Source organism: Pedobacter sp. AK017 (genome assembly GCF_014200825.1).
GTDB classification, from domain to species: Bacteria; Bacteroidota; Bacteroidia; order Sphingobacteriales; family Sphingobacteriaceae; genus Pedobacter; species Pedobacter heparinus.
Window position 1 is genome coordinate 35,965 of the sequence record NZ_JACHCW010000014.1, and the last position, 21,616, is coordinate 57,580.

The window sequence follows — 21,616 nt, forward strand, 5'->3', positions numbered from 1 at the left end:
GTTTATTTTACTTCGTAGGTATACACTGCCCTTGCCAGGTGTCCCATCATATCTATTCCCTCTATCACAACGCGGTATGTTCCGGCTTCGTCTGTATTGAAGTAATTAAATGTTGCTTTTCCGTTAACATCTGTTACCACATGAGGGTTCCAGTATACGGTGCTCCTCAGGTCGGGCCTGTTGTCGGGCGTAGCTGCATCATATTTAGGAGAGTAAAATTCCCTGATGAGGTGATAACCCCTGGGTGAATAGGTAATGATACCGGGCGTAAAGGTAGATCCGGTGAAGCCTCCCCCTCTTTTGGTAGTGATGATGAGCACACCACCGCCGCCGCGGGAGCCATATATGGCCGTGTTGCCAATCGATTTTAAAACCTCTACACTTTCCACATCACTTGGCACAATGTTGTCCAGGAAATCGGCCTCTACATTCATGCCATCTAATATAATCTGCATCGGGGCCCTTCCCCCACTTCTGGTGAGGTAAGGAACGCCCATTTCAAAGATCAGTCCGGCTACACGTCCCTGCAGGCACTGGGAAAGTGTGGCACAGTTCTCCAGCATTTTGGCAGTGAACACAAAATCTGCCCTGCCCGAACCGTTCAGGTTGGATGAATTTGGTGCGGGGTTCTTTTTTTCCACAATATTGACCTCATTGAGCATAATGCTTCGTTCCAGTACCCCACGTTTGGTAAGCTCATCAAAGTAACTGTTACTTTTTTGAAGGTAGCCTTGCAGGGCCTCATTTACATTTACTTCAATATCGCCGGTATTTTTATTTTTGGTAACGATCTGTCCGGGAAGAATATCCAGCTTAATGTCTACATCCTTTTTGTTTTTAGCAGTCCGGGCCTGTACAATAAACTTGGTGCTGTCGGTAAAGATCAGCTTGTCAAAGTTGAACCTACCCTGGGCATCTGTTAAAGTATCGATGGCAAAAAAACCTCCGGAAGAAGAGAACAGTGATACCTTACTGTTTGGAATGGGCTTACCCCCATAGCTGGTAATGACCCCACTGATGGCCAGTGATTTTTCGGGATGATAACGGATGATGGGTGGGGTATTGGCGATGATATTTTTCCACAGGATCCTTCGCCAGCCTTGTGTAAGCATTAGGTTGTCCAGGGCCTGTGCGGTTTTTTCGTCACTATTGAGGAAATAATAATTGGGATCTTCAATGTACCCGATCAGGTCGGAAGTAAGTAGTAAACTGCTCAGGATGTTGGTCTCATTTTCAGGGTCAGGTTTTACCGAGGCTGTATTGGTAACGGCAACAGAGAAACTTCCCTGCAAGGGTTTGTCGCTAAATTTACCCAGCAGGTTCAGCGCTACTTTTTCTCTTTTGGCATAAGTTGGTTTTAAATTTTGAAGGGTAGCATTGATCCGGTCTTCTATGTTGTTTACAAACGCAAGTCTTTCGCATACCGGGTTATTGGCCCCATTAAACAGGGTAAACTGCACGATGCCGGAAGGGAGTTCTTTTTTAGGGATGCTGGCCGTAATGATCTGTTTTTGTGTAGGGGTCCTGGTCACAAAATATACATTGCCACTATTCTGGGCCACCAGTTTTAACTCATTTGTACCTACCAGATCAGCTGTCATCAATATTTTTACAGCAATTTTTTCGGGGTTGCTGTTGTTTATAGTCAACACATATCCGCTGGGCAGGGCTTTAGGCAGGTTAAAAATTTGTTCTGAACCGTCTTTGAACTTTACTTTGGCCGTGTATGTTTTGCCAGGCTGCGGATTGACCACAAAGCTGCCCATGCCGAGGTGCAGGCTTTCAAAATGGTTTACTTCAGTACCGTCATTATCAACAATAGCCCCGCTAACCTCTTCTCCAAGGCCGGCAGCATTTACAGCTTTTAGGGCCACCTTATTGGGCAAAGATTCGATCAGGTTGCCTCCTTCAGGGAAAAACTGTACGTCTACAGCATTTGAAGTGGCTTTTATAGGGATACTTTTTGTTATTTTCTGTTTGCCTGGCAGGGTGATGGTTGCCAGGATCTTGCCCGATTTGTACAATGCCGGCTGCGTGTTTAAATAGCTGATGCTTATTTCGCCCTGGTTGTCTGTAGTGGCTTTCCCTTTGGCCAGGTTCCTGAAGTTGAGCTGGATTTCATAGCTTACATCACTGTTGGCATAAGGGAGCCCTTTCTTGTCTGTAAATTTGATGCTGGCACTTACTTTTTCTGCGGTGTTCTCTTTACTGTAAGTATACTGGGTATTGGTAAAAACCCTGTTTGCCCAGGAGTTTCCTATTTTTATGGTTTTGTCAAAGAAGAACTCCGGGCCTGCATTTCTCATCCACTGGGTATAGGCCCTTATCCTGTAATTGCCTTCGGTAAGGGTGTCCGGCAGTTTAAAATCCCCCCAGGTGATTCCGCCGTCCATAGGCAGTTTTAGCTGGCTCTTTATGGAATCCTTTTCGTTGATCAGTTCAACATACAGGGCCTTGCTGATATTGGAAGGGGCTGAGGTTTGGGTATTGATGACATAAGCCTTAAACCAGATGTCATCACCAATGGCATAATAAGGTTTATCCAAATGCAGATGTACCTTTTCCTGTGCATACTGTTTGTTGTAATCCTGTAATCTTTTAAGTAGGTCGTTAAAAGGATCCTCGGCCAGTTTATAGGCAAAAGAAAGGCAGGTTCCAAGGATGAATATCCCTGGCAGGATGAATTTGAATTTCATAATGTGAGCATATATAACAAAGCCTCAATATACAAATATTGAGGCTAATTTTAATAATTTAAAAACAGCGGTCAGCAGGCTAAAATTTATTCTTCCACATCATACTTTCTACAGGTTTGGTGGTTTTATTGTTGTATTTAGCATTGCTTTTGGTGTTGTACAGTGTTCCTATGCTCCCCTCAACCATAAAATAAATGAGCTGGCCTATGGGCATGCCTGCATATATGCGTACGGGCTGGGCACAGGAAATTTCCAGCGTCCAGGTGTTGCAAAAGCCTACATCGCCTTTTCCGGCAGTGGCATGGATGTCTATCCCTAAACGTCCGGTACTCGATTTGCCTTCTAAAAAAGGGATATGGGCATGTGTTTCGGTATATTCGAGTGTTACACCCAGGTATAAAGTGCCGGGCTGAAGTACGTATCCTTCTTTGGGGATTTCAAAATGTTCGACCTTGTTGTGTGCTTTTGCATCGAGTACCCTGTCTTTATATGTAGCAAGATATTTACCTAAATGTACGTCATAAGAGTTGGTACCAAGGCAGTCCGGATTAAAAGGCTCGATGATTATGGTGCCTTTATCTATTTCTTCAAGAATTCGTTTGTCAGACAGGATCATTATTATATAGTATTTGGACGAAATTATGATTAATTTAAGATACTTTTGCATTGTTTTCTAAAATAGAGATGCCTGTAGTTTTTAATAAAAATATTGACGAGGATACCATACTTGCTGTATGGAAAATTGAGGAAAGTGAAGAACAGCTGCGATCGGGCTTACAACTGAAACAGCATGAGCTGGATTTTATTTCTTCATTAAATAATGGCAAACGCCTGTTGCACTGGTTAAGTACGCGTGTGTTGTTAAGGACAATGCTCAATACCGCAGAATATATTGACTGCAGGATGGACGACCACGGTAAGCCTTATTTGCCCGATTTTAATTATCATATTTCTTTAAGTCATTCTTACGATTATGCGGCGGTAATTATCGGCAAGACCAAAAAGGTTGGTGTAGATATTGAGCTGATCAAACATAAAATCAGGAGTATCAGGCATAAATTCCTGTCCGATGTGGAACTTGCACAAAAACAGATCGGGGACAATATCAATGGTTTATATGTTTGCTGGTGCGCCAAGGAAGCCATTTATAAGTGGAACGGCAGGAGAGGCCTGGAGTTTAAGCAGGACATCCATATTAAACCATTCAGGTTAAAAAATGAGGGGAAATTAAATGCGCTGGTTGATTTACCGGAAGGCAGTGCCGAACTTACGGTTCATTATTTAAAAATGGGTGATGGGTATATGCTGGGCTATGTAGTAGCGTAATTTTCGCAAATGAACAAGAAAGTTGAATTTACAGACTGGGGCCTTATAGATTATCAGGAGGCCTGGAACAGACAGGAAGCTGTTTTTGAGGCTACTGTTGCTTTAAAAACACAGAACCGGACCAACCATACCCAGCTGGAGACACCCAATTACCTTATTTTTTGTGAGCATCCGCATGTGTATACCCTGGGTAAAAGCGGGCACCAGGAAAATCTGTTGCTGGATGAGCAGGGACTGGCCGGGAAAAATGCTACTTATTATAAGATTAACCGGGGTGGCGATATTACCTATCATGGGCCCGGACAAATAGTGGGTTACCCGATTCTTGACCTCGATAACTTTTTTACCGATATACACCTGTACCTGCGGATGCTTGAAGAAGCGGTGATATTGACACTGGCCGATTTTGGTATTGCAGCCGGGCGCTATGCCGGTTTTACCGGGGTATGGCTGGATGCTGATAAGGATAAGGCACGTAAGATCTGTGCAATGGGAGTAAGGTGCAGCCGCTGGGTAACCATGCATGGCTTTGCCTTTAATGTAAATGCCGACCTGGACTACTTTAAAAATATCGTTCCCTGTGGTATTGACGACAAGGATGTGACCTCTATGCAGCGCGAGTTGGGGTATGTGCTTGATATGGAGTTGGTTAAAGACAGGTTAAAACTTCATATCGCCAGCCTGTTTAAAATGGAAATGAAATAGGATTATTCAAAAAAACATTCTTCCGCTGTTCTTGTTTTTTGTAATTAGTACTATATTTATAATAAACTACTAAAAAACAAACTATGGATTACAACTCAGAGTACGCGGCAGCTGGTGCCGGAATTGGAGCCGGCATGATTATTTTTTGGCTGGCAGTTATGGTGCTGGTATATGCATCGTTATGGAAAATCTTTGTAAAAGCCGGAAAACCTGGCTGGGCAGCCATTATTCCAATTTATAATGCCATTATTTTAATTGAAATTGTAGGCAAGCCTACCATCTGGATACTTTGGCTGCTCATACCATGCGTAAATATCGTATTTGGCATTTGGCTGACGAACTTATTGAGCAAAAGCTTTGGCAAAACTGAAGGTTATACAGTAGGCCTCATTTTGCTGCCTATTGTGTTTTATCCTTTGCTTGGTTTTGGTGATGCCAGGTATTTAGGCCCATCGGCAGCCGAAGCACAACAAGGCTTCAATAATCCGAACAACCCTTTTGGCGTAAACAACCCGTTTAACGATCCTAAAGATCCGTTCAATCAGCCACCAACCACACCAAACGCTTAATTGCTGGTGATTAAAATATACATCATTTCCGTCTGGTCTTATTTATTGGATCAGGCGGATGTTTTTTTTCTGCCCTGTCCGTTTAAAGCACTTACCGGGTTTGATTGCCCGGGCTGCGGTTTCCAGCGTGCTGTTCTGGAGCTTTTAAAAGGTAACCTGCCGGAGAGCTTTCAGTTGTACCCGCCCGCCATTCCCATATTGATTACCCTTGCAGTGGCCTTATCTGCGCGGTACCTGAGCAAAAAAAACAATCCACTGCTTATTAAAACCTTGTTTTTAATTACCGGCAGTATCATTATAGGAAGTTATTTGTTTAAAATTCTCTATCCGCATATGCATTATCCTACTTAACAGCCTGCATGTAAAACGTATGCAGCTTAGCTATTGTACCAATGAGGTCTGATAGTTGTAATCTTTAACCACCGTTTTTAAGAAAGTCATTTCATTCATACCTTCAGGACGTTCTACCGACAGAAGCGATGCTACTTTTGCCGACATGGCGTAGATCAGATCGGCATTAAAGGTTTTGTAATAGGTGTCTATGACCTCATGGATCAGTTCAACGTCCCTGTCGTTCAGCTGGCTGGTGTTGTTGAACACGGGTGTATATTCTTCTTCAACAGGATGGAACGCAATGTGGTTAAAGTTTGTGTGCGGCACAGTTTTGATGACTGTAGTACCTGCTACCATATCTCCTATTCTTTGTTTGTTCTGCGATACTGCAATACAGATTAAGCCGGCCATTTGTGCGGTAAGGGTAAAATCGACCAGTCTGAACAACCAGCGGATAAAGTACTGGCCTATACTGGCCTGACTGCCATCCAGACTGATCACTTTAATTTTCATCAGCCTCTTTCCGATGCTTTGTCCGTTCATAAAGATCTCGCAGATCAGGTCGTAAAATACATAAGCACCGAAGTAAATGCCAATCAGTATAAAAAATATATATGGTGAACCGCCTATGGCACCAGAAAGACCACCAACAAGTGCAAGCAGTACAAATATCAGATATAAACCAATAAACAGGCCCAAATCTATCAGCGCTGCGGCTATTCTTTCTCCTAAACCGGCAACGGGGTAATCGATATCGACATGCTGGCTGGTATTTACTTTAATGGTATCCATAAGTTCAAATATAATACTGATGTTCAATTAATTCTTGTAAAATTGTTTTTTGTGGTTATTTTAACAGAAAATTACATTCTTACCAAAATTTATGAGAGAGGCGTTGTTTGTTAAGCAGAATTCAGGAAAATGGAGATCCTATGAGCAGCAGCAGACCGCCGGTCCGGATGAACTTGCAGAACGTTTTATCGACATTACGAACGATCTGGCCTATGCCAAAACATTTTATCCCCAATCTAAAACCACGGCCTACCTTAATGGCCTGGCCTCAGTTTTACATCAATCCATTTATAAAAATAAAAAAGAAGATACCAACCGGTTCCTCACCTTCTGGAAGTTTGAACTGCCCTTATTGTTCCATACTTACCGGAGACAACTTCTTTATTCGCTGATCTTTTTTCTGGTCTTCTGTGCTATTGGTGTGCTTTCGGCAAAGTATGACGATACTTTTGTAAGACTTATACTTGGTGATGGGTACGTGAACATGACCAATGAAAATATTGCAAAAGGAGATCCCTTTGGCGTATATAAACAACAGGGGCCTGTAGAGATGTTTTTTAGGATAGCAGCCAATAATACGTATGTTGCATTGCTGATGTTTGTAAGCGGCATATTTTTTTGTATCGGCCCTGTTTTCTTTATGCTGAAGAATGGCATCATGATCGGTTCATTTGAATATTATTTTTTCAGCAAGGGCCTGGGAATAGAATCTATACTGGTGATCTGGATCCATGGCACTTTGGAAATCTCGGCCATCATTATAGCAGGGGGGGCAGGCCTGGTACTTGGGCATGGCTTGTTGTTCCCTAAAACCTATACCCGCTTTGAAGCCTTTAAAAACAGTGCAAAGGATGGTACCAAGATCGCTTTAGGCCTGGTACCTATTATTCTCGTAGCTGCTTTTTTTGAAGGTTTTGTTACCCGTTATACCAATATGCCCGTATGGTTAAGCATCAGTATCTTAGCTGGGTCGCTGTTGTTTATCGTCTGGTACGTAATTATATATCCATCAAAAATTTTTAAACGCAATCAATTCAGCCAAGCATGACAGAAAAACTGGAATTTAAGAAACTAAGAGAATTTGGAGAGATCATTAATGATACCTTTCTGTTTATAAAACAGAATTTTAAACCCTTGTTAAAAGTGTTTGTTTACTTCTGTGGATTCTTTATCATTGCCGGTACTGTTACTGCGGTCATGCAGCAAATGGAGGTAAAACAGGTGGCGTTTGGAAATGCCGGGGGGGGCAATCCATTTGGTGTTAGCAGGGTTACGCAATTGTTTACCATTAATTATCTGCTGGTATTTGTATTTTCAATGGCCAGTTACACGTCCATTTATGTTGCGGTATTGAGTTATATTGCTTTATATATGCAAAAAGGGAAAGTAGCCCCCACACCCGATGAGGTATGGGCTTACTTTAAGTATTACTTTTTCCGTGTTTTTTTTAGCAGTATAGGAATCACTTTCTTTTTTGTCTTTTGTTTCCTGCTCTGCCTGGTACCTGGTATTTATGTATTCCCGGCGATGTCGCTCTTCTTTCCTGTCATGGTACTTGAAAACAAGGGTTTCACCGATTCTTTCAGCCGTTCGTTTCAGTTGCTGAAAGAACAGTGGTGGGTAACTGCCGGAGCCATTCTGATCATTTATGTGATCACTTATGCCAGCATGTCGCTGGCCTCCATGCCGGCCATCCTTTTAACCATGGTCAGTGTATTTACCAAGGGGGCGAATGGATTGAGCAATACGGTTATCATTCTTTCATCTGTGATACAGCACCTGTGTTATGTATTTTTGATCGTGCCGGTAATTGGCTGTACACTGTGTTATTTTAACCTGGCTGAAAGGCAGGAGAGTGCAGGCCTGATGGACCGCATTAACCAGCTGGGCGAAAAGAAAGATGATTTTAAAGGCTTAGAAGAGTACTGACCATGCGAAAGGCGCTTTTTGTACTTTTACTTTGCTGTTTAACTTTGCCGGTCTTTGCCAGTGTTCCGGCTGTAAAAGGTCCGGTACAACCTGCAAGGCTTATAAACGACAGCACCAACTTAAAGGTTAGGCGCTTCGACCTGCAGCAGATGGATGCCTACAGGGCACAAAAAGCCTTCAGGTACGATGATGTTGCGCCGTTACATGAAGGTTTGTGGGAAAAGTTCTGGAGATGGGTGTGGCGACAGATCAACGACCTGATCAGCAATAAATATTCGGGTGGGTTTTTAAAATACCTGCTCATTGCTGGAGTGGTGGCCATCTTTGTTTTTGTAATTGTAAAAATGCTGGGGCTCGACCTCAGGATATTTGCCGGTAAACCTAAAGTTGTTGAAGTGCCTTATACGGAATCGGCCGATAACATTCATGAGATCAATTTTAATGAAGAAATAGAAAGGGCAATTGCGGCTGCCAATTACCGGCTGGCAGTGCGCCTGTTTTACCTGTATTCTTTAAAACGGCTGGATGAAAGTGCACTGATCAGCTGGCTGCCTGAAAAAACAAACCAAACCTATATTGCTGAACTTGCCGACCCCGAAAAAAGGCAACAATTTAGCCGGCTTACCACGCAGTTTGAATACATCTGGTACGGAGAGTTTTTTATAGATAAGGAAACCTTTGGCTATGTTAAAGGAGATTTTGACCGGTTTAATGGTAAGGGCACATGAAAGGATTAAAGTTATATCTGATTGGCGGTGCCCTGATAATGGTATTGTACCTGCTTGCACAATATTATAAGCCTAAGCCAACAGACTGGACCCCCAGCTATTTAAAAGAAGATAAAATCCCCTTTGGTCTTTATATTTTGTTTCATGAAGTGGAACGGTTGTTCCCTGATACGAAAGTAAAGACCACAAGATTGCCGGCCTATAATACATTAAAAGGGAAGCATTTTAAAAATACGGCTTACCTGTTTATCGCTGGCGAGGTAAAATTTACCAGTTACGACTACCGGGAACTTGTGCAGTACATGAAGGATGGGAATGACGTATTTATTGCTGCTTTTAATTTAAACAGGGCATTGAGCGACAGGCTGAAGATCAGGATCAGTTCTTCATTGAATTATACCAAAGAAAAAAGCACCCCGGTAAATTTTGTAAACCCTGTACTGAAAGGTCATCCAGACTATGTGTTTGATAAAGGCCTGGGCGACCAGTATTTTAGCAAAATAGATACCTTGAAAGCTACTGTACTGGGAAGGAATGCCAGGGGGGAGGTTAATTTTGTAAAATATACCTTTGGTAAAGGTGGACTCTATTTATTGCCGAACCCGCAACTGCTGAGCAATTACAATTTGCTGAACCTGCGGGGCGCGGAATATGCGGCCAGGGCATTGTCTTATCTGCCTGCCCCGGAAACCCTGATCTGGGATGAGAACAATACCCGCGGCAGTACCGATGATAGTGATATCCTACGTGTACTGTTTAAACACACTCCTTTGCGCTGGGCGTATTACCTGGCCTTAACAGGTTTGCTGGTATTTGTTTTTTTTGAAATGAAACGCAGGCAACGCATCATCCCGATAGTAAGCCCTTTAAAGAACAGCTCGGTCGACTTTGTCCGCGTGGTGGGCAAGGTATATTACCAGCAGCGTGACAACAGGGACATTGCCCGTAAAAAGATCAGCTATTTCCTGGAACACATCAGGGCAGCTTACCGGTTAAAAACAACGGTGCTGGATAAAGAATTTGTAAATGCATTGGCGGTTAAATCGGGGCTTACTGAAATTGCCGTTCAGGAGCTGTTTATCCTTATTAAAAGCCTTGAAAATGCCCCTATGGTGAATGATCAGCAGCTCATTGAGCTCAACAAATCAATAGAAAAATTTTATAAACAAGCCCAATAAATTATGGAAGCGGAAATGTTTAACCAAAGAACCGATCTTAGCGAGCTGAATACAGCAGTAGAACAAATCAGAACAACGCTGGGCAATATTATTGTGGGTCAGAAAGACACCATAGATTTTTTAATTGCCGCCTTACTGGCCGATGGGCATGTATTGCTGGAGGGTGTACCGGGCGTGGCCAAGACTTTAAGTGCCAAACTGATTGCTAAAAGTATTGATGCCTCTTTTTCCCGTATCCAGTTTACGCCCGACCTGATGCCCTCGGATGTGCTTGGGACTTCGGTGTTTGACCCCCGGTCGGCCACCTTCGAATACAGAAAAGGCCCTGTTTTTGGTCATATTGTATTGGTTGATGAGATTAACCGTGCCCCGGCAAAAACACAATCGGCCTTGTTTGAGGTGATGGAAGAGCGACAGGTGACAGTAGACGGGCATACTTATCTGATGGATGAGCCTTTTATAGTACTGGCCACCCAGAACCCTATAGAGCAGGAAGGAACTTACCGCCTGCCAGAAGCGCAGCTTGACCGTTTTTTGTTTAAAATAGAAGTAAAGTATCCGAGCCTGGAAGAAGAAACGGCTATTTTATTGAACCAGCACCAGCGTAAACTGGAGGATGAGCTGGCAGCAGTTAAAGCTGTGCTAAGCATAGACCGGATCAAATCCTGCCGGGCGCTGATCAAAGCGCTGCATGTTGAACCTAAGCTGATAGAATACATAGCAAAGATCACCCATGAAACGCGGAACAACAAATCGCTTTACCTGGGGGCCTCTCCGCGGGCCTCTCTGGCCATGGTAAATGGGGCCAAAGCTTTTGCGGCCATGCAGGGCCGTGATTTTGTGACCCCCGAGGATGTGATAAAAGTGGCTGCACCGGTGCTTGCGCACCGCATTATGCTTACGCCGGATAAAGAGATGGAGGGGCTTACCACTAGTGATGTAGTTGCCCAGATCATTCAAAAAATAGAAGTACCCAGGTAAAACATCAGGATCTTGAGAAACCTTTTAAAAAAATGCTATACAGACCTGTTTCTGAGCAAAAGATTTTTTGCCGGCATTGGCCTGTGCGTAAGCCTGTTCCTGTTTTCGTTTTTTCTGCCCTGGCTGGCTGATCTCGCCTACCTGTGTTTTTGGATATTTGCAGCACTGGTACTGGTAGATGGCCTGCTGCTGTACCAGCCTAAAAAGACGGTGTTTGTGCGGAGGGACCTTCCGGAAAGGTTAAGCAACGGGGATGACAATGAGCTGCACATTTATCTGGAGAATTTCTATGCTTTTGGTATCCGGGCCGGACTTATTGACGAAATCCCTTATCAGTTCCAAAAAAGGGACCTGTGGTTTAAAAGCTATCTTAAATCGGGCACACAGAAAACCATCACCTATACTTTAAGGCCAACAAAAAGGGGTGAGTATATTTTTGGGCAGCTAAGGCTGTATGTTCAATCGCCTGTTGGCCTTGTGGTACGCAGGTTCAATATCGGATCGGAAGTTACCGTTCCGGTTTATCCTTCTTTTTTACAGCTGCGCAAATACGAACTGATGGCTATATCGCACCGGTTAAATGAAATTGGGATCAAAAAGATCAGGCGTATAGGGCATAGCATGGAATTTGACCAGGTAAAGAATTATGTGCAGGGCGACGATTACCGTACAGTGAACTGGAAGGCAACAGCCAGGAAGGGCGAGCTGATGGTGAACACTTTTACCGATGAAAAATCGCAGCATGTATATTGTATCATCGATAAATCGAGATCCATGAAAATGCCTTTTGAAGGATTGAGCCTGCTGGATTATGCGATTAATGCAAGCCTTATCCTTTCCAATGTGGCCCTGGTAAAGGAAGACAAGGCAGGCCTGATCACGATAGCGGAAAAAACAGGAAGTGTGGTACCTGCAGATCGCAGACCGGCGCAGCTTGGTAAAATAATGGCTGTTTTATACAAAGAAAAAACGCGGTACCTGGAAATGAATATGGAAGCGTTATATACCACGGTGCGCAGCGTATTGAGGCAGCGTAGCCTGGTTGTTTTTTTTACCAATTTCGAAAGTATGTCTGCCTTGAACCGGCAGCTTCCCTATTTAAAGCGTGTGGCAAAATTTCACCTGCTGCTCATTGTATTTTTTGAAAATACAGAACTTAAAACCCTAACAGAAAAACCTGTGCAGGATGTAGAGGACATATACATTCAAACTATAGCAGCTAAATTTGCTTACGAAAAAAAGCTGATGGTTAAGGAACTGGCCAAACATGGGATACTGAGTATCCTTACCCCGCCAGAAAAATTAACCATAAATGTAGTGAACCGTTACCTGTCTATTAAGGCGCAGCAAAAAATCTAGCATTCCGGTAAACTGATAGGGATGTTTGTCGCCAAGCCTCCATCAGATGTTTCCTTGTATTTGGAGTTCATGTCCAATGCCGTTTCCCACATGGTGTTTACTACAGCATCAAGACTAACCTTGGCTTTATCCGGGTTGCTTTGTAAAGCCAGCTGACTGGCTGTTATAGCTTTAATGGCACCCATGGTATTTCTTTCAATACATGGGATCTGTACCAGCCCGCCTATAGGGTCGCAGGTTAGGCCCAGGTGGTGTTCCATAGCAATCTCGGCAGCCATCAATACCTGTCGTTGTGAGCCACCCAAACACTCTGTTAAAGCTGCTGCCGCCATGGCCGAAGATACGCCGATCTCTGCCTGGCAGCCACCCATCGCTGCCGATATGGTGGCGCCTTTTTTAAAGATGCTGCCTATTTCTGAAGCGCAGGTTATAAACTGGATAATCTTCTCCTCTGTAAAACCATCACAAAAGGTAATGTAATATTGAAGCACGGCAGGTATAACCCCGGCAGCACCATTGGTTGGGGCTGTTACCACCCGGCCAAAAGAAGCATTTTCTTCATTTACCGCCAGCGCAAAACAGCTTACCCAATCTAAAGTATAATTAAAACCATTGCCCCCGGCCCTGATGGCCATTACCCAGCTGGTATAATTGGTATAGGCACTGTCGCCCATCAGTCTTTTATTTAAAGCAGCAGCCCTTCTGGCTACATTTAATCCGCCGGGCAAAAAGCCTGAGGTATGGCAGCCCCTGTAAATACAGTCTTTCATCACAGTGTAATGCTGCATAATGCCCTTGCGTGTTTCCTCTTCCCTGCGCCAGGCCAGCTCATTTTCCATCACAATTTCTGATACCTTTAAGCCGGTAGACAGGCACCAGTGTAGCAATTCGCTCGCCTTTTCTATCGGAAAGGGCAGGTCTACCTGTTCCTTTTCATTACCTGTATCACCTTCTTTTACCACAAAGCCACCGCCTATCGAATAATAGGTTTCCGAAAAAGCTTTGTCATCCTTTAGGAAGGCCTGGAAAGTAACCGCATTGGGATGGAAAGGCAGACTTTCGGAGAAAAGAAAGATCATGTCTTCGTTGTAATCAAAGCTGATCGGCTTTTCTCCGGCAAGGGACAATAACTGATCTTTTTTAATTGCTGCAATGGCAGGGCCGATGGCATTTACATCATAGGTAACCGGATCGGCACCGGTAAGTCCAAGTAATGTAGCTATATCGGTACCATGGCCTATTCCGGTCTTGGCCAGGGAGCCATATAAAAGCACTTTTACCTGCAGTACCTGTGCCAGCAGCTCTTTTTGTTTAAGTGATGCCGTAAATTGCTGTGCTGCCCTCCAGGGTCCCAGCGTATGTGAACTTGATGGGCCTATGCCAATTTTAAAAATGTCGAATACCGAGATCTGTTCCCTTTGCATACTACAAAGCTAATACAGTTTCATGATATTGTTTATATGTTGCTTAAGTGGTGCCGACTAAAAATCAAAAGCAATGATGTTTTTGTCCTGCAGCATGCGGTCTACAAAGGTTTTATGGTTTTTGGGACTGCCAATGGCGATCCATGTACCGCTAATGATGCCGTTTGCGAGTTCTTGTTTTCCCCGGGATAGCTTTAGCTTAGAGGTCTTGATGTCTTCTTCATACTTTTCCAGACTTTCGCCTTCATAGCGTTTTACAATGCGGTATATCCTTTTGGTGAAGCGGCGTTCGGCCATTTCTTCCAGAAAAGGGAAGATGAGTAAAGCGAGCAGTACAACCAGTGTTACGCCTACGGCCTGTTCATAAAAGCCCGAACCTATGGCCATACCAATGGCGGCAACTATCCAGATGACGCAGGCGGTAGTAAGGCCTTTGACCTGGTTGTCCTCTTTAAAGATAACACCGGCACCCAGAAAACCAATTCCGGTAACAATATTGGAAGCGATGCGGTCGTGACTGCTTAAACCTATTTTAATGGACAGGATGGTAAAAAGAGTAGAACCCAGGCCAATCATGATCATGGTTTTTAACCCCGCCTGTTTGCTTCGGAATTCCCGTTCTGCGCCAATAAGGCCACAAAGCAGGGTAGCCATTAAAAACTTGTTTACCTCACTTTGTGTAAGGAAGTGGTTGCTGTCAAGAATGTTCTCCATAACTGTTTAAATGATCTAATATAACAAAGATTTCCTTTGGATTGTTATTCGGTCATCAATAGAAATCGTAACACCTGAGGCCGTTAAATTTGTTATAACCGGAACTGTTGGGGAAATATTTTTCGTAGCCAATGCTGGCTTCAGTAGTACCACTGGTATTGGTATAGTTGATTTTTGAGGTAGTGGCATCATGGCTTATGCCCAATCTTAGCTTTTCGCCGTTCCTGTTGCCTTTAAAGAGGTCGAATATGAGGGAAACCACAATGGCATCCGGCCCACCCTGGCTGGCACTACGGTACCAAAGGCCGGTATTTAAGCCTCTGTATTTGAACTGGGCGCCTGCGCTGATAGAGCTGGAACTGGCCTGTTTATAATAAACCACAGAAGGGATAAGAGAAGCACCTTCATCCTGGTTATAATCGTAATAGGGACTTAGGGGAATCTTATAACTGGCATTTGCAGTGATCCGCATGGGTAGTTTGGCCACTGTACCGCTAAAAGACTCATCGGGCTTGTTGATGTGGTGAACGGCAAGGCCGACCATTAAATTCCTGAATACGATATTGGTACCAGCGGCGGCATCAAAAAAGAATTTACTGTCCTGATCAGGGGGCTGTGCTGCGGATACACTTCCGGGAATATAGCCCAGGCGCATGTCAATCTGGTCGGCAAATACGAGCTTGCTCCAATCGATCTGCCTGTTGGTAAAGCCGGCCTGTATGCCAAATGAGGCTACGAAATCGTCGCCGCCTACGCTGTAGGAATAGGTAGCGGCAGCATTATTTTTAACCAGATAAGCGGTTCCCTCGCTGCTGCGGGTAAACATGAGGCCTACACCGCCTGCAAACTTAGAGATGTTGAGGTCGGCCGAAGCGGTAATGTACGACAGATCGCCACTCAGTCCCGTCCACTGGTTCCTGTAAATGAGGTTCATCCTGATATCGCCTTCAAACTGCCCGGTTAATGAGGGGTTCAGGTAAATAGGCGCATTAAAAAACTGGGAATAGATGTGATCCTGTCCTAAAGCCCTAAGGCTTACCAACATGATTAACAACACAATTATAGGTCTTTTTCTCCCGCGCATAGCTATCTGATTAAATGTATTGGTCCCGTTCGTTTAGGTACAGATTTGTCGTAGGTCATGCCTTTCCATTCTGTTCCATTGATCATTTGCACATCTATTTTCCAGAAGTAAACTCCCTGAGGCATAGGTTGCCCTTTAAATGTGCCATCCCAGCCTTCGGCAGGCCGGCCTTCTTCCAGCTTGGTTGTTTCCCATAACAGTTGCCCCCATTTGTTAAAGATGCTGAAGCGCCAGTTAGCGATTCCCGATCCTTTGGCGCGGAACTCCCGCAGCTCCGGACGTGTATCGCCCGGTATAAAAGAATTAGGTACAAATAAATAGCCCGGAACACCTTTAATGGTTACATTTTTAAAAGTAGTGGTAAAGCAGCCCTGCTGGTTGGTTACCTTGAGTGTCACTTTATAGGTGCCTGTATCCAGGTAGGTATGGCTCGGGTTTCTTAGTGCCGAACTGGTGCCATCGCCAAAATCCCATTCCCAGATGGTAGGGGTATTGGTACTCTGATCTTCGAAATTAAAGGTATAATCGGGAATGCTGATCAGGGTAGAAGGGTTGACATTAAAGGCGGCAACAGGAGGTAGTACAATGTGGATGAAGTTGGTTTTGGTAACCGTCATTGGGCAGCCCAGGTTGTTTACTGCTGTAAGCGTCACGGTATAGTATTCCTGGCTGCCGGTATAGACATGGGTTGGTTCAACTTCTGTAGAAGTTGGAGAACCGTCTCCAAAATCCCATAGATAGCTAACCCCGTTTTGAGTGTTGTTTGTAAATTTAACGGCAAGGCCGGTACAACCTAATTTGTTTACTGCATCGAAATCAGCAATTGGCTGGGGCAGAACAGTAACGGTTTCTGTAGTAGAGATTTCTGAGCAACTGTTGTAGGCGGTCATTGTGATGGTGAATGTGCCTGGCATAGTATACACATGGGGAACCCTGCCGGTGGTTAGCACAGTCTGGATTGGACTGCCATCGCCAAAATCAAATGTAAACCGGGATGCACCAATAGAGTTGTTGTCAAAATTGACGGTATGTGGTGCGCAGCCTTCTTTTTCATTGGCATCAACTACCAGTTCAGGCGTAATGTTTTGCGGAGCAACACGGATATTGTACGCACGGATATCGGTACCACATTCGTTTACAACTGTTAACGTGGCCCTGAAGGTAGTGGTTACCGTGGTATTGTAGGTATGTTGTACAGGAGATTTATCCGGTCGCTGTATAACAGGGCTGCCATCGCCGAAATCATAAAAATAAGTAGTACCTGCACCACCCGGAGAAGTATTAGTAAAGTTGACAAGCATAGGTGAACAACCATCTGTTCTGCTTGGTGAAAATATGGCTACGGGCTTTGCTTTTACAAGTACGGTTGAAGTAACGGAATTACTTCCGCAAGAAGTAGTAGCGGTTAAGGTTACCACATAAGTCGTGTCTTTTCCGGTTGCTTCAGCCTGGTAGGTTACAGTGCCCGGATTGGCTTGCGTTGAGCTCGTGCCATTGCCAAAATCCCATGAAAATGTTGCTCCTGCAGTAAGGTCAGAAGTGTTTACAAAATTTACAGGTAATGGTCCGCAGCCTTCGGTGGTGTTTTGTGTAAATGATGCCGGTACAGCCTGGTTGGTACTGAATACATGGCTGAATTCATCCTGAGAACAACCCAGGCTACTGGTTACCACCAGTCTGATCGTCACTGATTCATTACTGTTCTGAATGGTGTAAACAGGGGATGTTGTGCCGGTTCCAATAACTGTAGTATTCGCGTACCAGGTGTAAGTCGCATTCCTATCTGCATAAGGCACTACTGTGAGAGGGAGGGTAAAAGGAACACAACCCTTGTCGTTTGTCCAGGTAAATTCGGCTTTTGCATTCGGGTTAACGGTTATTTTAACTGCATTACTAGGAACTTGCAGGGACCCGCAGGCAAGGGTACTGGCATTACGCCTGTAAAAAGTGGTTGTGGTAAGGGCTGTTGGCTGATAATCTATGTCATTGGCACCCCCAATGTTTGTCCATACCGTTCCATCCGGACTGGATTGCCACTGATAGGTAAATGTTCCGCCGCCACCTGTTGGTGCAGGGCCAGTAAGTAATGCAGGCGTAGTGCCACTACAGATAATTTGGTCTGCGGAGATGTTATTGCCTGTTATTGCGGGTTGAACAACAATGGAATATTCATTGCTGGTAGAAGTACAACCCCCGCTAGTTACGGTTCTCCTGAAGCTGACCGTTCCAGGCGTAGTGAGGGTAATGATCAGGTCTTTGTCGGTTGCATTATTTATGAGATTCCAAGGCCCTGTATCTACTTTAATTTCCCAGGAATAGGTGTAATTCGTTCCATCGCCGCCCGTTGGTGCACTGCCATTAAGGAGTACTTCCTGGCCGTTACAAACCACAGCACTGGTACTGCTAATGTTCTGGACAATTGGTGGATTGTTTCTTATGGTAACGTCGTCAAAAGTTGGCCCGCATGGCGCATTGCCTGTTATAGTCCATACGAAGCGATAAGTTTGACCTGGTGTTAATCCAGTTACAGTGGTTTTGGGATTAGCAGGATCGGTTATGACTGCATTTGGACTGCCAGAGGCAAGGGTCCATACTCCCGTTTCACCTGCAGCAGGTGTATTTCCATCCAATGTAGCAATCAGCTCATTACACAGCACCTGGTCTGCACCTGCAGTTGCAATGGTGGATGCGGGAGATACTGTGATGGTTGTTCCGGTAGAATTTTCTACTGTACAACCGCCATTTTGAACAACAGCCCTAAATTGTGTAGAAACGGTAAGGTTATTAAAGGTATAGGTCGTAGTAGTATTATTTCCTGCAATCGGGATCCAGGTATTGCCATCCAGACTGCTTTCCCATCTGATCACATTGCCAATATTTCCACTCAGGGTAATGGTTCCGGTATTGTTATTGGCACAAACTATCGTTGGAGTTCCTGCTGTAGTGCCTGGTATGGTGGGTTCGTTAACAGTAATAGTCACTTCATCAAATGTAGGGTTGCAGGCACTTGCAGCATCAATTGTCCATCTGAAGGTATAGCTATTTCCAGGGCTTAGGCCGTTAACCACTGTAGTAGGGCTATTGGGATTAGCAAAGGTAACACCTGAGGCATTGGCTGATACGGGTGTCCATGTTCCTGTGCCAACATTAGCCGTATTTCCTTCCATCGTATAGCTGGTAGTAGCACAAATACTTTTATCGGCCCCTGCATTGGCAACTGTTAATGCGGGATCTACATTTACGGTAACAGAAACCGGTGTGCCTGGGCATCCCGTAGCGGAGAATGGTGTGATGGTATAAGTTACTGAACCTTGGGTGGTACTGTTATTAATTAGTATATCATCGATTATACTGTTTGCTGTTTGCGTATTTACACTGTTATTTCCTGTAATATTACCAGTAACGGAACTTGTCCAGGTATATCTGGTATTTAGTAAATTAGAGCTTAATGTGATAGCTGAAGATTCATTACTGCAAATTGTTGACTTGGCAGCTATTGCTGTCAGAACAGGCCTTGGAGTTATCGTAACAGTGAAAGTATATGGCACACCGGAGCAGCCGTTACTAAGTGGAGTAATAGTATAGATTACAACTGCATTCGCTGTAGCACTATTGTTGATAATGACATCCGTAATTGCAGTTCCGGATCCAGGAAGTTGACCCGTGGCATTTCCATCTGGATTACTCACTGTCCAACTATATGTACTGCCGACGACAGTTGAAGCAGGGGTGTGGGAAACAGCATTGCCTGTACAGATCTGTTGAGTTGCATTTGTACCGGTGTTGTTCGGCCGGATGTTGACCACTAGTGGGAATTCAACCCTTGCACATGCACCTTGCAAACCAGTATTTACTCTTAATATTATTGTTGTTGTACCAGCATTTCTTTCGGCAATGCTAGGCGTATAAGTCGTTGTCAAATTCCCCGTTGCAGGTGAAAAACTGCCGCCGTTACCTACCCATTCAAATGAAGCATATGCCCCACCAGTAATGCTTCCCTGCAGATTAATTACCCCATCATAACAGATAGGATTTGCATTGGCGACAACATTAGGGACTGGTGAAGGAGAGAAAGTGATAAGTTGGAAATCATCAGTTTGTCCACAGCTATTAACGTGTACGACCTTTATTCTGTAGGTTTTAAACTGGTTGAATTTAATAATTGGAAATTTGGTGTGCAAATCAGTACCGCCCTCAAAACTAAAGTCTCCAGGCGCAAGAGCGCTACCATCGCTTTCCGTAACAGACCAGGTATATGTAGTAGCCAAGTCCTGTTGTGTTCCTGCAAGAATGGTTCTTGTAGGACCGGTATTATTGTCAAAGGTAAAAGTGTTTAAGGCACATAATGTTACATTATCGGATAATGTGGCAACCGGAGCTCCGTCTGCCAATACAATTTGCTGTGGTATCTGTGTTCTTACAGTTCCACAAGATGCAGTCTGAATTTCCAGAATGATGGTATAGGTTCCCGGATTATTAAACTTGAAAATAGGATTTTTATCTCCTTGATTTGTAATTTGTACACCTGCTGGGCCATTTACAATCCAGTTGTAAGCGTTGTTTGCATTACAAATGTTATCTATAACAGAGAGGTCCCTTGCCTGAATGGTAAATGGTGCACATCCTGTTTGTGGAGCCCCATTGAAATCAAACGCTGGCTGTGGAGGATCCTGAATACAGATTTGCTGCGTTATGGCGGCACCTTCACAAGAGCCACTTGTTACCGACTCCAATTTTACATCATGAACTCCATGGGTAGGAAAAGTATGAACTAAATTGGTAGATCTTGGTACGCCTGCCAGAACAATTTGTCCGTCAACATACCAGTTGTAAGTCACATTATTATTGCTGCAGACCTGTGAATTGGATCCGGGGTCTTGTCCCAATATCGAGTTGTTCACAAAAGTTACTGGCCTGCCCGTACAAGCAGCAGCGGGGTGGGAAAATTTATTTACGGGTTTATCAACAACTCTAACATAAGTTGATATGGCTCCGCCAACTTGTCCGCAAGGACTTACAACAGAGATGTTAATGCCAAAGACGTTATAAACTGTCCCCCCTCCTGTACTATAGGGGGGATTTCCACAAGAAGATCTCAAATATTCATGTTGAACTGATCCCGATTTTAAATCGCAAAATGTATAAGTATCTGTAACGCCATCTCCCCACATTATTTGGTAGGTGTTACCAGGGTAGTTATTTTGGATGCCGGTTGGACCGTTTACATCTACACCATACTGGAGAAAACCTCCAGGTAAACAAACAAATGCATTTGATCCTGAAGTGGAAAAGTTGTTAAATACATTATTATTTATAACCATGTAAGCTCTTGTCCCAATAGTGCCATCGGGCATTTGAGCCTTTATACTTACTGTATAATGAGCGAATGAAGCAGTAAAGGATTGTATGGCGGTAGTGAAAGTTAGATTTGCATCAATTGAACCACTCAGTTCATTCTTAATCGTACCAGTTACCGTACTCGTAGCTGTGGATTGGTTCGTGAAGTTAAAAACAGCATTGGGCCTGCCCGGACAATAACCAAATATGTAAGGGGCGGTTATCACTGGTGCTGAACTTACCGCGGCAGTAATAGCTGTACCTGTCTTAATTTCAAAAGTATTTGATTCAGCAATAGGTGTTAGAACGGGACTAGTCGTTTTAATTCTAAGCTTGTAACCTGTTCCTGGTAATGTTCCTTGAGGTATTGTCCCATTTATAAATGTAGTATAAAAACCAGTATAACTTCCAATTGTACTAAGTTCTACTCCTGCAGGTGATACTAACACCAAATCAAACTG

17 protein-coding genes are annotated in these 21,616 nt (G+C 44.1%); 10 read left to right on the plus strand and 7 right to left on the minus strand.

Annotated elements, in window-relative coordinates; translation table 11 throughout:
* Nucleotides 1-2: 2 nt before the first annotated feature.
* Complete coding sequence (locus tag HDC92_RS18760) at nt 3-2,696, minus strand: TonB-dependent receptor plug domain-containing protein (protein ID WP_183876652.1); 2,694 nt, start codon at nt 2,694-2,696, stop codon at nt 3-5.
* Between the two features lie 79 nt (nt 2,697-2,775).
* Entirely contained in the window at nt 2,776-3,312 is a 537-nt protein-coding gene (dcd, locus tag HDC92_RS18765) for a dCTP deaminase (protein ID WP_036675075.1), read from the minus strand.
* 68 nt (nt 3,313-3,380) lie between these two features.
* Here dcd and HDC92_RS18770 point away from each other — a divergent pair, with 68 nt between their 5' ends.
* The 4 genes from HDC92_RS18770 to HDC92_RS18785 all read left to right on the plus strand — a co-directional run bounded on the left by HDC92_RS18770 (nt 3,381) and on the right by HDC92_RS18785 (nt 5,647).
* Complete coding sequence (locus HDC92_RS18770) at nt 3,381-4,022, plus strand: 4'-phosphopantetheinyl transferase family protein (protein WP_012780407.1); 642 nt, start codon at nt 3,381-3,383, stop codon at nt 4,020-4,022.
* 9 nt (nt 4,023-4,031) lie between these two features.
* The gene (gene lipB / locus HDC92_RS18775; RefSeq protein ID WP_183876653.1) at nt 4,032-4,727 is read left to right on the plus strand and encodes a lipoyl(octanoyl) transferase LipB; all 696 of its coding nucleotides are present in this window, start codon (nt 4,032-4,034) and stop codon (nt 4,725-4,727) included.
* A gap of 83 nt (nt 4,728-4,810) precedes the next feature.
* Nucleotides 4,811-5,296, plus strand: a complete 486-nt coding sequence (locus HDC92_RS18780) for a DUF5684 domain-containing protein (RefSeq protein WP_012780409.1) — start codon at nt 4,811-4,813, stop codon at nt 5,294-5,296.
* A gap of 6 nt (nt 5,297-5,302) precedes the next feature.
* Complete coding sequence (locus tag HDC92_RS18785) at nt 5,303-5,647, plus strand: DUF2752 domain-containing protein (protein ID WP_183876654.1); 345 nt, start codon at nt 5,303-5,305, stop codon at nt 5,645-5,647.
* A 30-nt stretch (nt 5,648-5,677) separates the two neighbouring features.
* On the opposite strand, the gene HDC92_RS18790 is transcribed toward HDC92_RS18785, so the two are convergent.
* Nucleotides 5,678-6,421, minus strand: coding sequence for an RDD family protein (locus tag HDC92_RS18790; protein ID WP_183876655.1), 744 nt, complete (start codon nt 6,419-6,421; stop codon nt 5,678-5,680).
* A 91-nt stretch (nt 6,422-6,512) separates the two neighbouring features.
* Between HDC92_RS18790 and HDC92_RS18795 the strand changes: the two genes are divergently transcribed.
* The 6 genes from HDC92_RS18795 to HDC92_RS18820 are packed head-to-tail and all read left to right on the plus strand — an operon-like array spanning nt 6,513 to nt 12,596.
* Nucleotides 6,513-7,469, plus strand: a complete 957-nt coding sequence (locus HDC92_RS18795) for a stage II sporulation protein M (RefSeq protein ID WP_183876656.1) — start codon at nt 6,513-6,515, stop codon at nt 7,467-7,469.
* A complete protein-coding gene (locus tag HDC92_RS18800; protein ID WP_012780413.1) occupies nt 7,466-8,350 on the plus strand; it encodes a glycerophosphoryl diester phosphodiesterase membrane domain-containing protein in 885 nt (294 codons plus the stop codon). Before HDC92_RS18795 ends, HDC92_RS18800 begins: the two co-directional genes overlap by 4 nt.
* A 2-nt stretch (nt 8,351-8,352) precedes the next feature.
* Nucleotides 8,353-9,078 (plus strand): DUF4129 domain-containing protein, encoded by a 726-nt coding sequence (locus HDC92_RS18805; protein ID WP_183876657.1) that lies wholly within the window; start codon nt 8,353-8,355, stop codon nt 9,076-9,078.
* Nucleotides 9,075-10,256 carry a DUF4350 domain-containing protein gene (locus HDC92_RS18810; RefSeq protein WP_183876658.1) on the plus strand — a complete coding sequence of 394 codons (1,182 nt, stop codon included), beginning with the start codon at nt 9,075-9,077 and terminating at the stop codon, nt 10,254-10,256. Before HDC92_RS18805 ends, HDC92_RS18810 begins: the two co-directional genes overlap by 4 nt.
* A gap of 3 nt (nt 10,257-10,259) precedes the next feature.
* Entirely contained in the window at nt 10,260-11,237 is a 978-nt protein-coding gene (locus HDC92_RS18815) for an AAA family ATPase (RefSeq protein ID WP_012780416.1), read from the plus strand.
* 12 nt (nt 11,238-11,249) lie between these two features.
* Nucleotides 11,250-12,596 carry a DUF58 domain-containing protein gene (locus tag HDC92_RS18820; protein WP_183876659.1) on the plus strand — a complete coding sequence of 449 codons (1,347 nt, stop codon included), beginning with the start codon at nt 11,250-11,252 and terminating at the stop codon, nt 12,594-12,596.
* Here the strand turns inward: HDC92_RS18820 and HDC92_RS18825 are convergent.
* Genes HDC92_RS18825 through HDC92_RS18840 form a run of 4 tightly spaced genes read right to left on the minus strand, consistent with a single transcriptional unit; the run spans nt 12,593 to nt 21,604 of the window.
* Entirely contained in the window at nt 12,593-14,020 is a 1,428-nt protein-coding gene (locus HDC92_RS18825) for an L-serine ammonia-lyase (RefSeq protein ID WP_183876660.1), read from the minus strand. The two genes, HDC92_RS18820 and HDC92_RS18825, sit on opposite strands and share 4 nt — an antisense overlap.
* A gap of 57 nt (nt 14,021-14,077) precedes the next feature.
* Nucleotides 14,078-14,734, minus strand: coding sequence for an MgtC/SapB family protein (locus HDC92_RS18830; RefSeq protein ID WP_012780419.1), 657 nt, complete (start codon nt 14,732-14,734; stop codon nt 14,078-14,080).
* Nucleotides 14,735-14,789: 55 nt separating this feature from the next.
* Nucleotides 14,790-15,818, minus strand: coding sequence for a PorP/SprF family type IX secretion system membrane protein (locus HDC92_RS18835; protein ID WP_183876661.1), 1,029 nt, complete (start codon nt 15,816-15,818; stop codon nt 14,790-14,792).
* A 2-nt stretch (nt 15,819-15,820) separates the two neighbouring features.
* Nucleotides 15,821-21,604, minus strand: coding sequence for a PKD domain-containing protein (locus HDC92_RS18840; RefSeq protein ID WP_317618105.1), 5,784 nt, complete (start codon nt 21,602-21,604; stop codon nt 15,821-15,823).
* Nucleotides 21,605-21,616 lie beyond the last annotated feature (12 nt).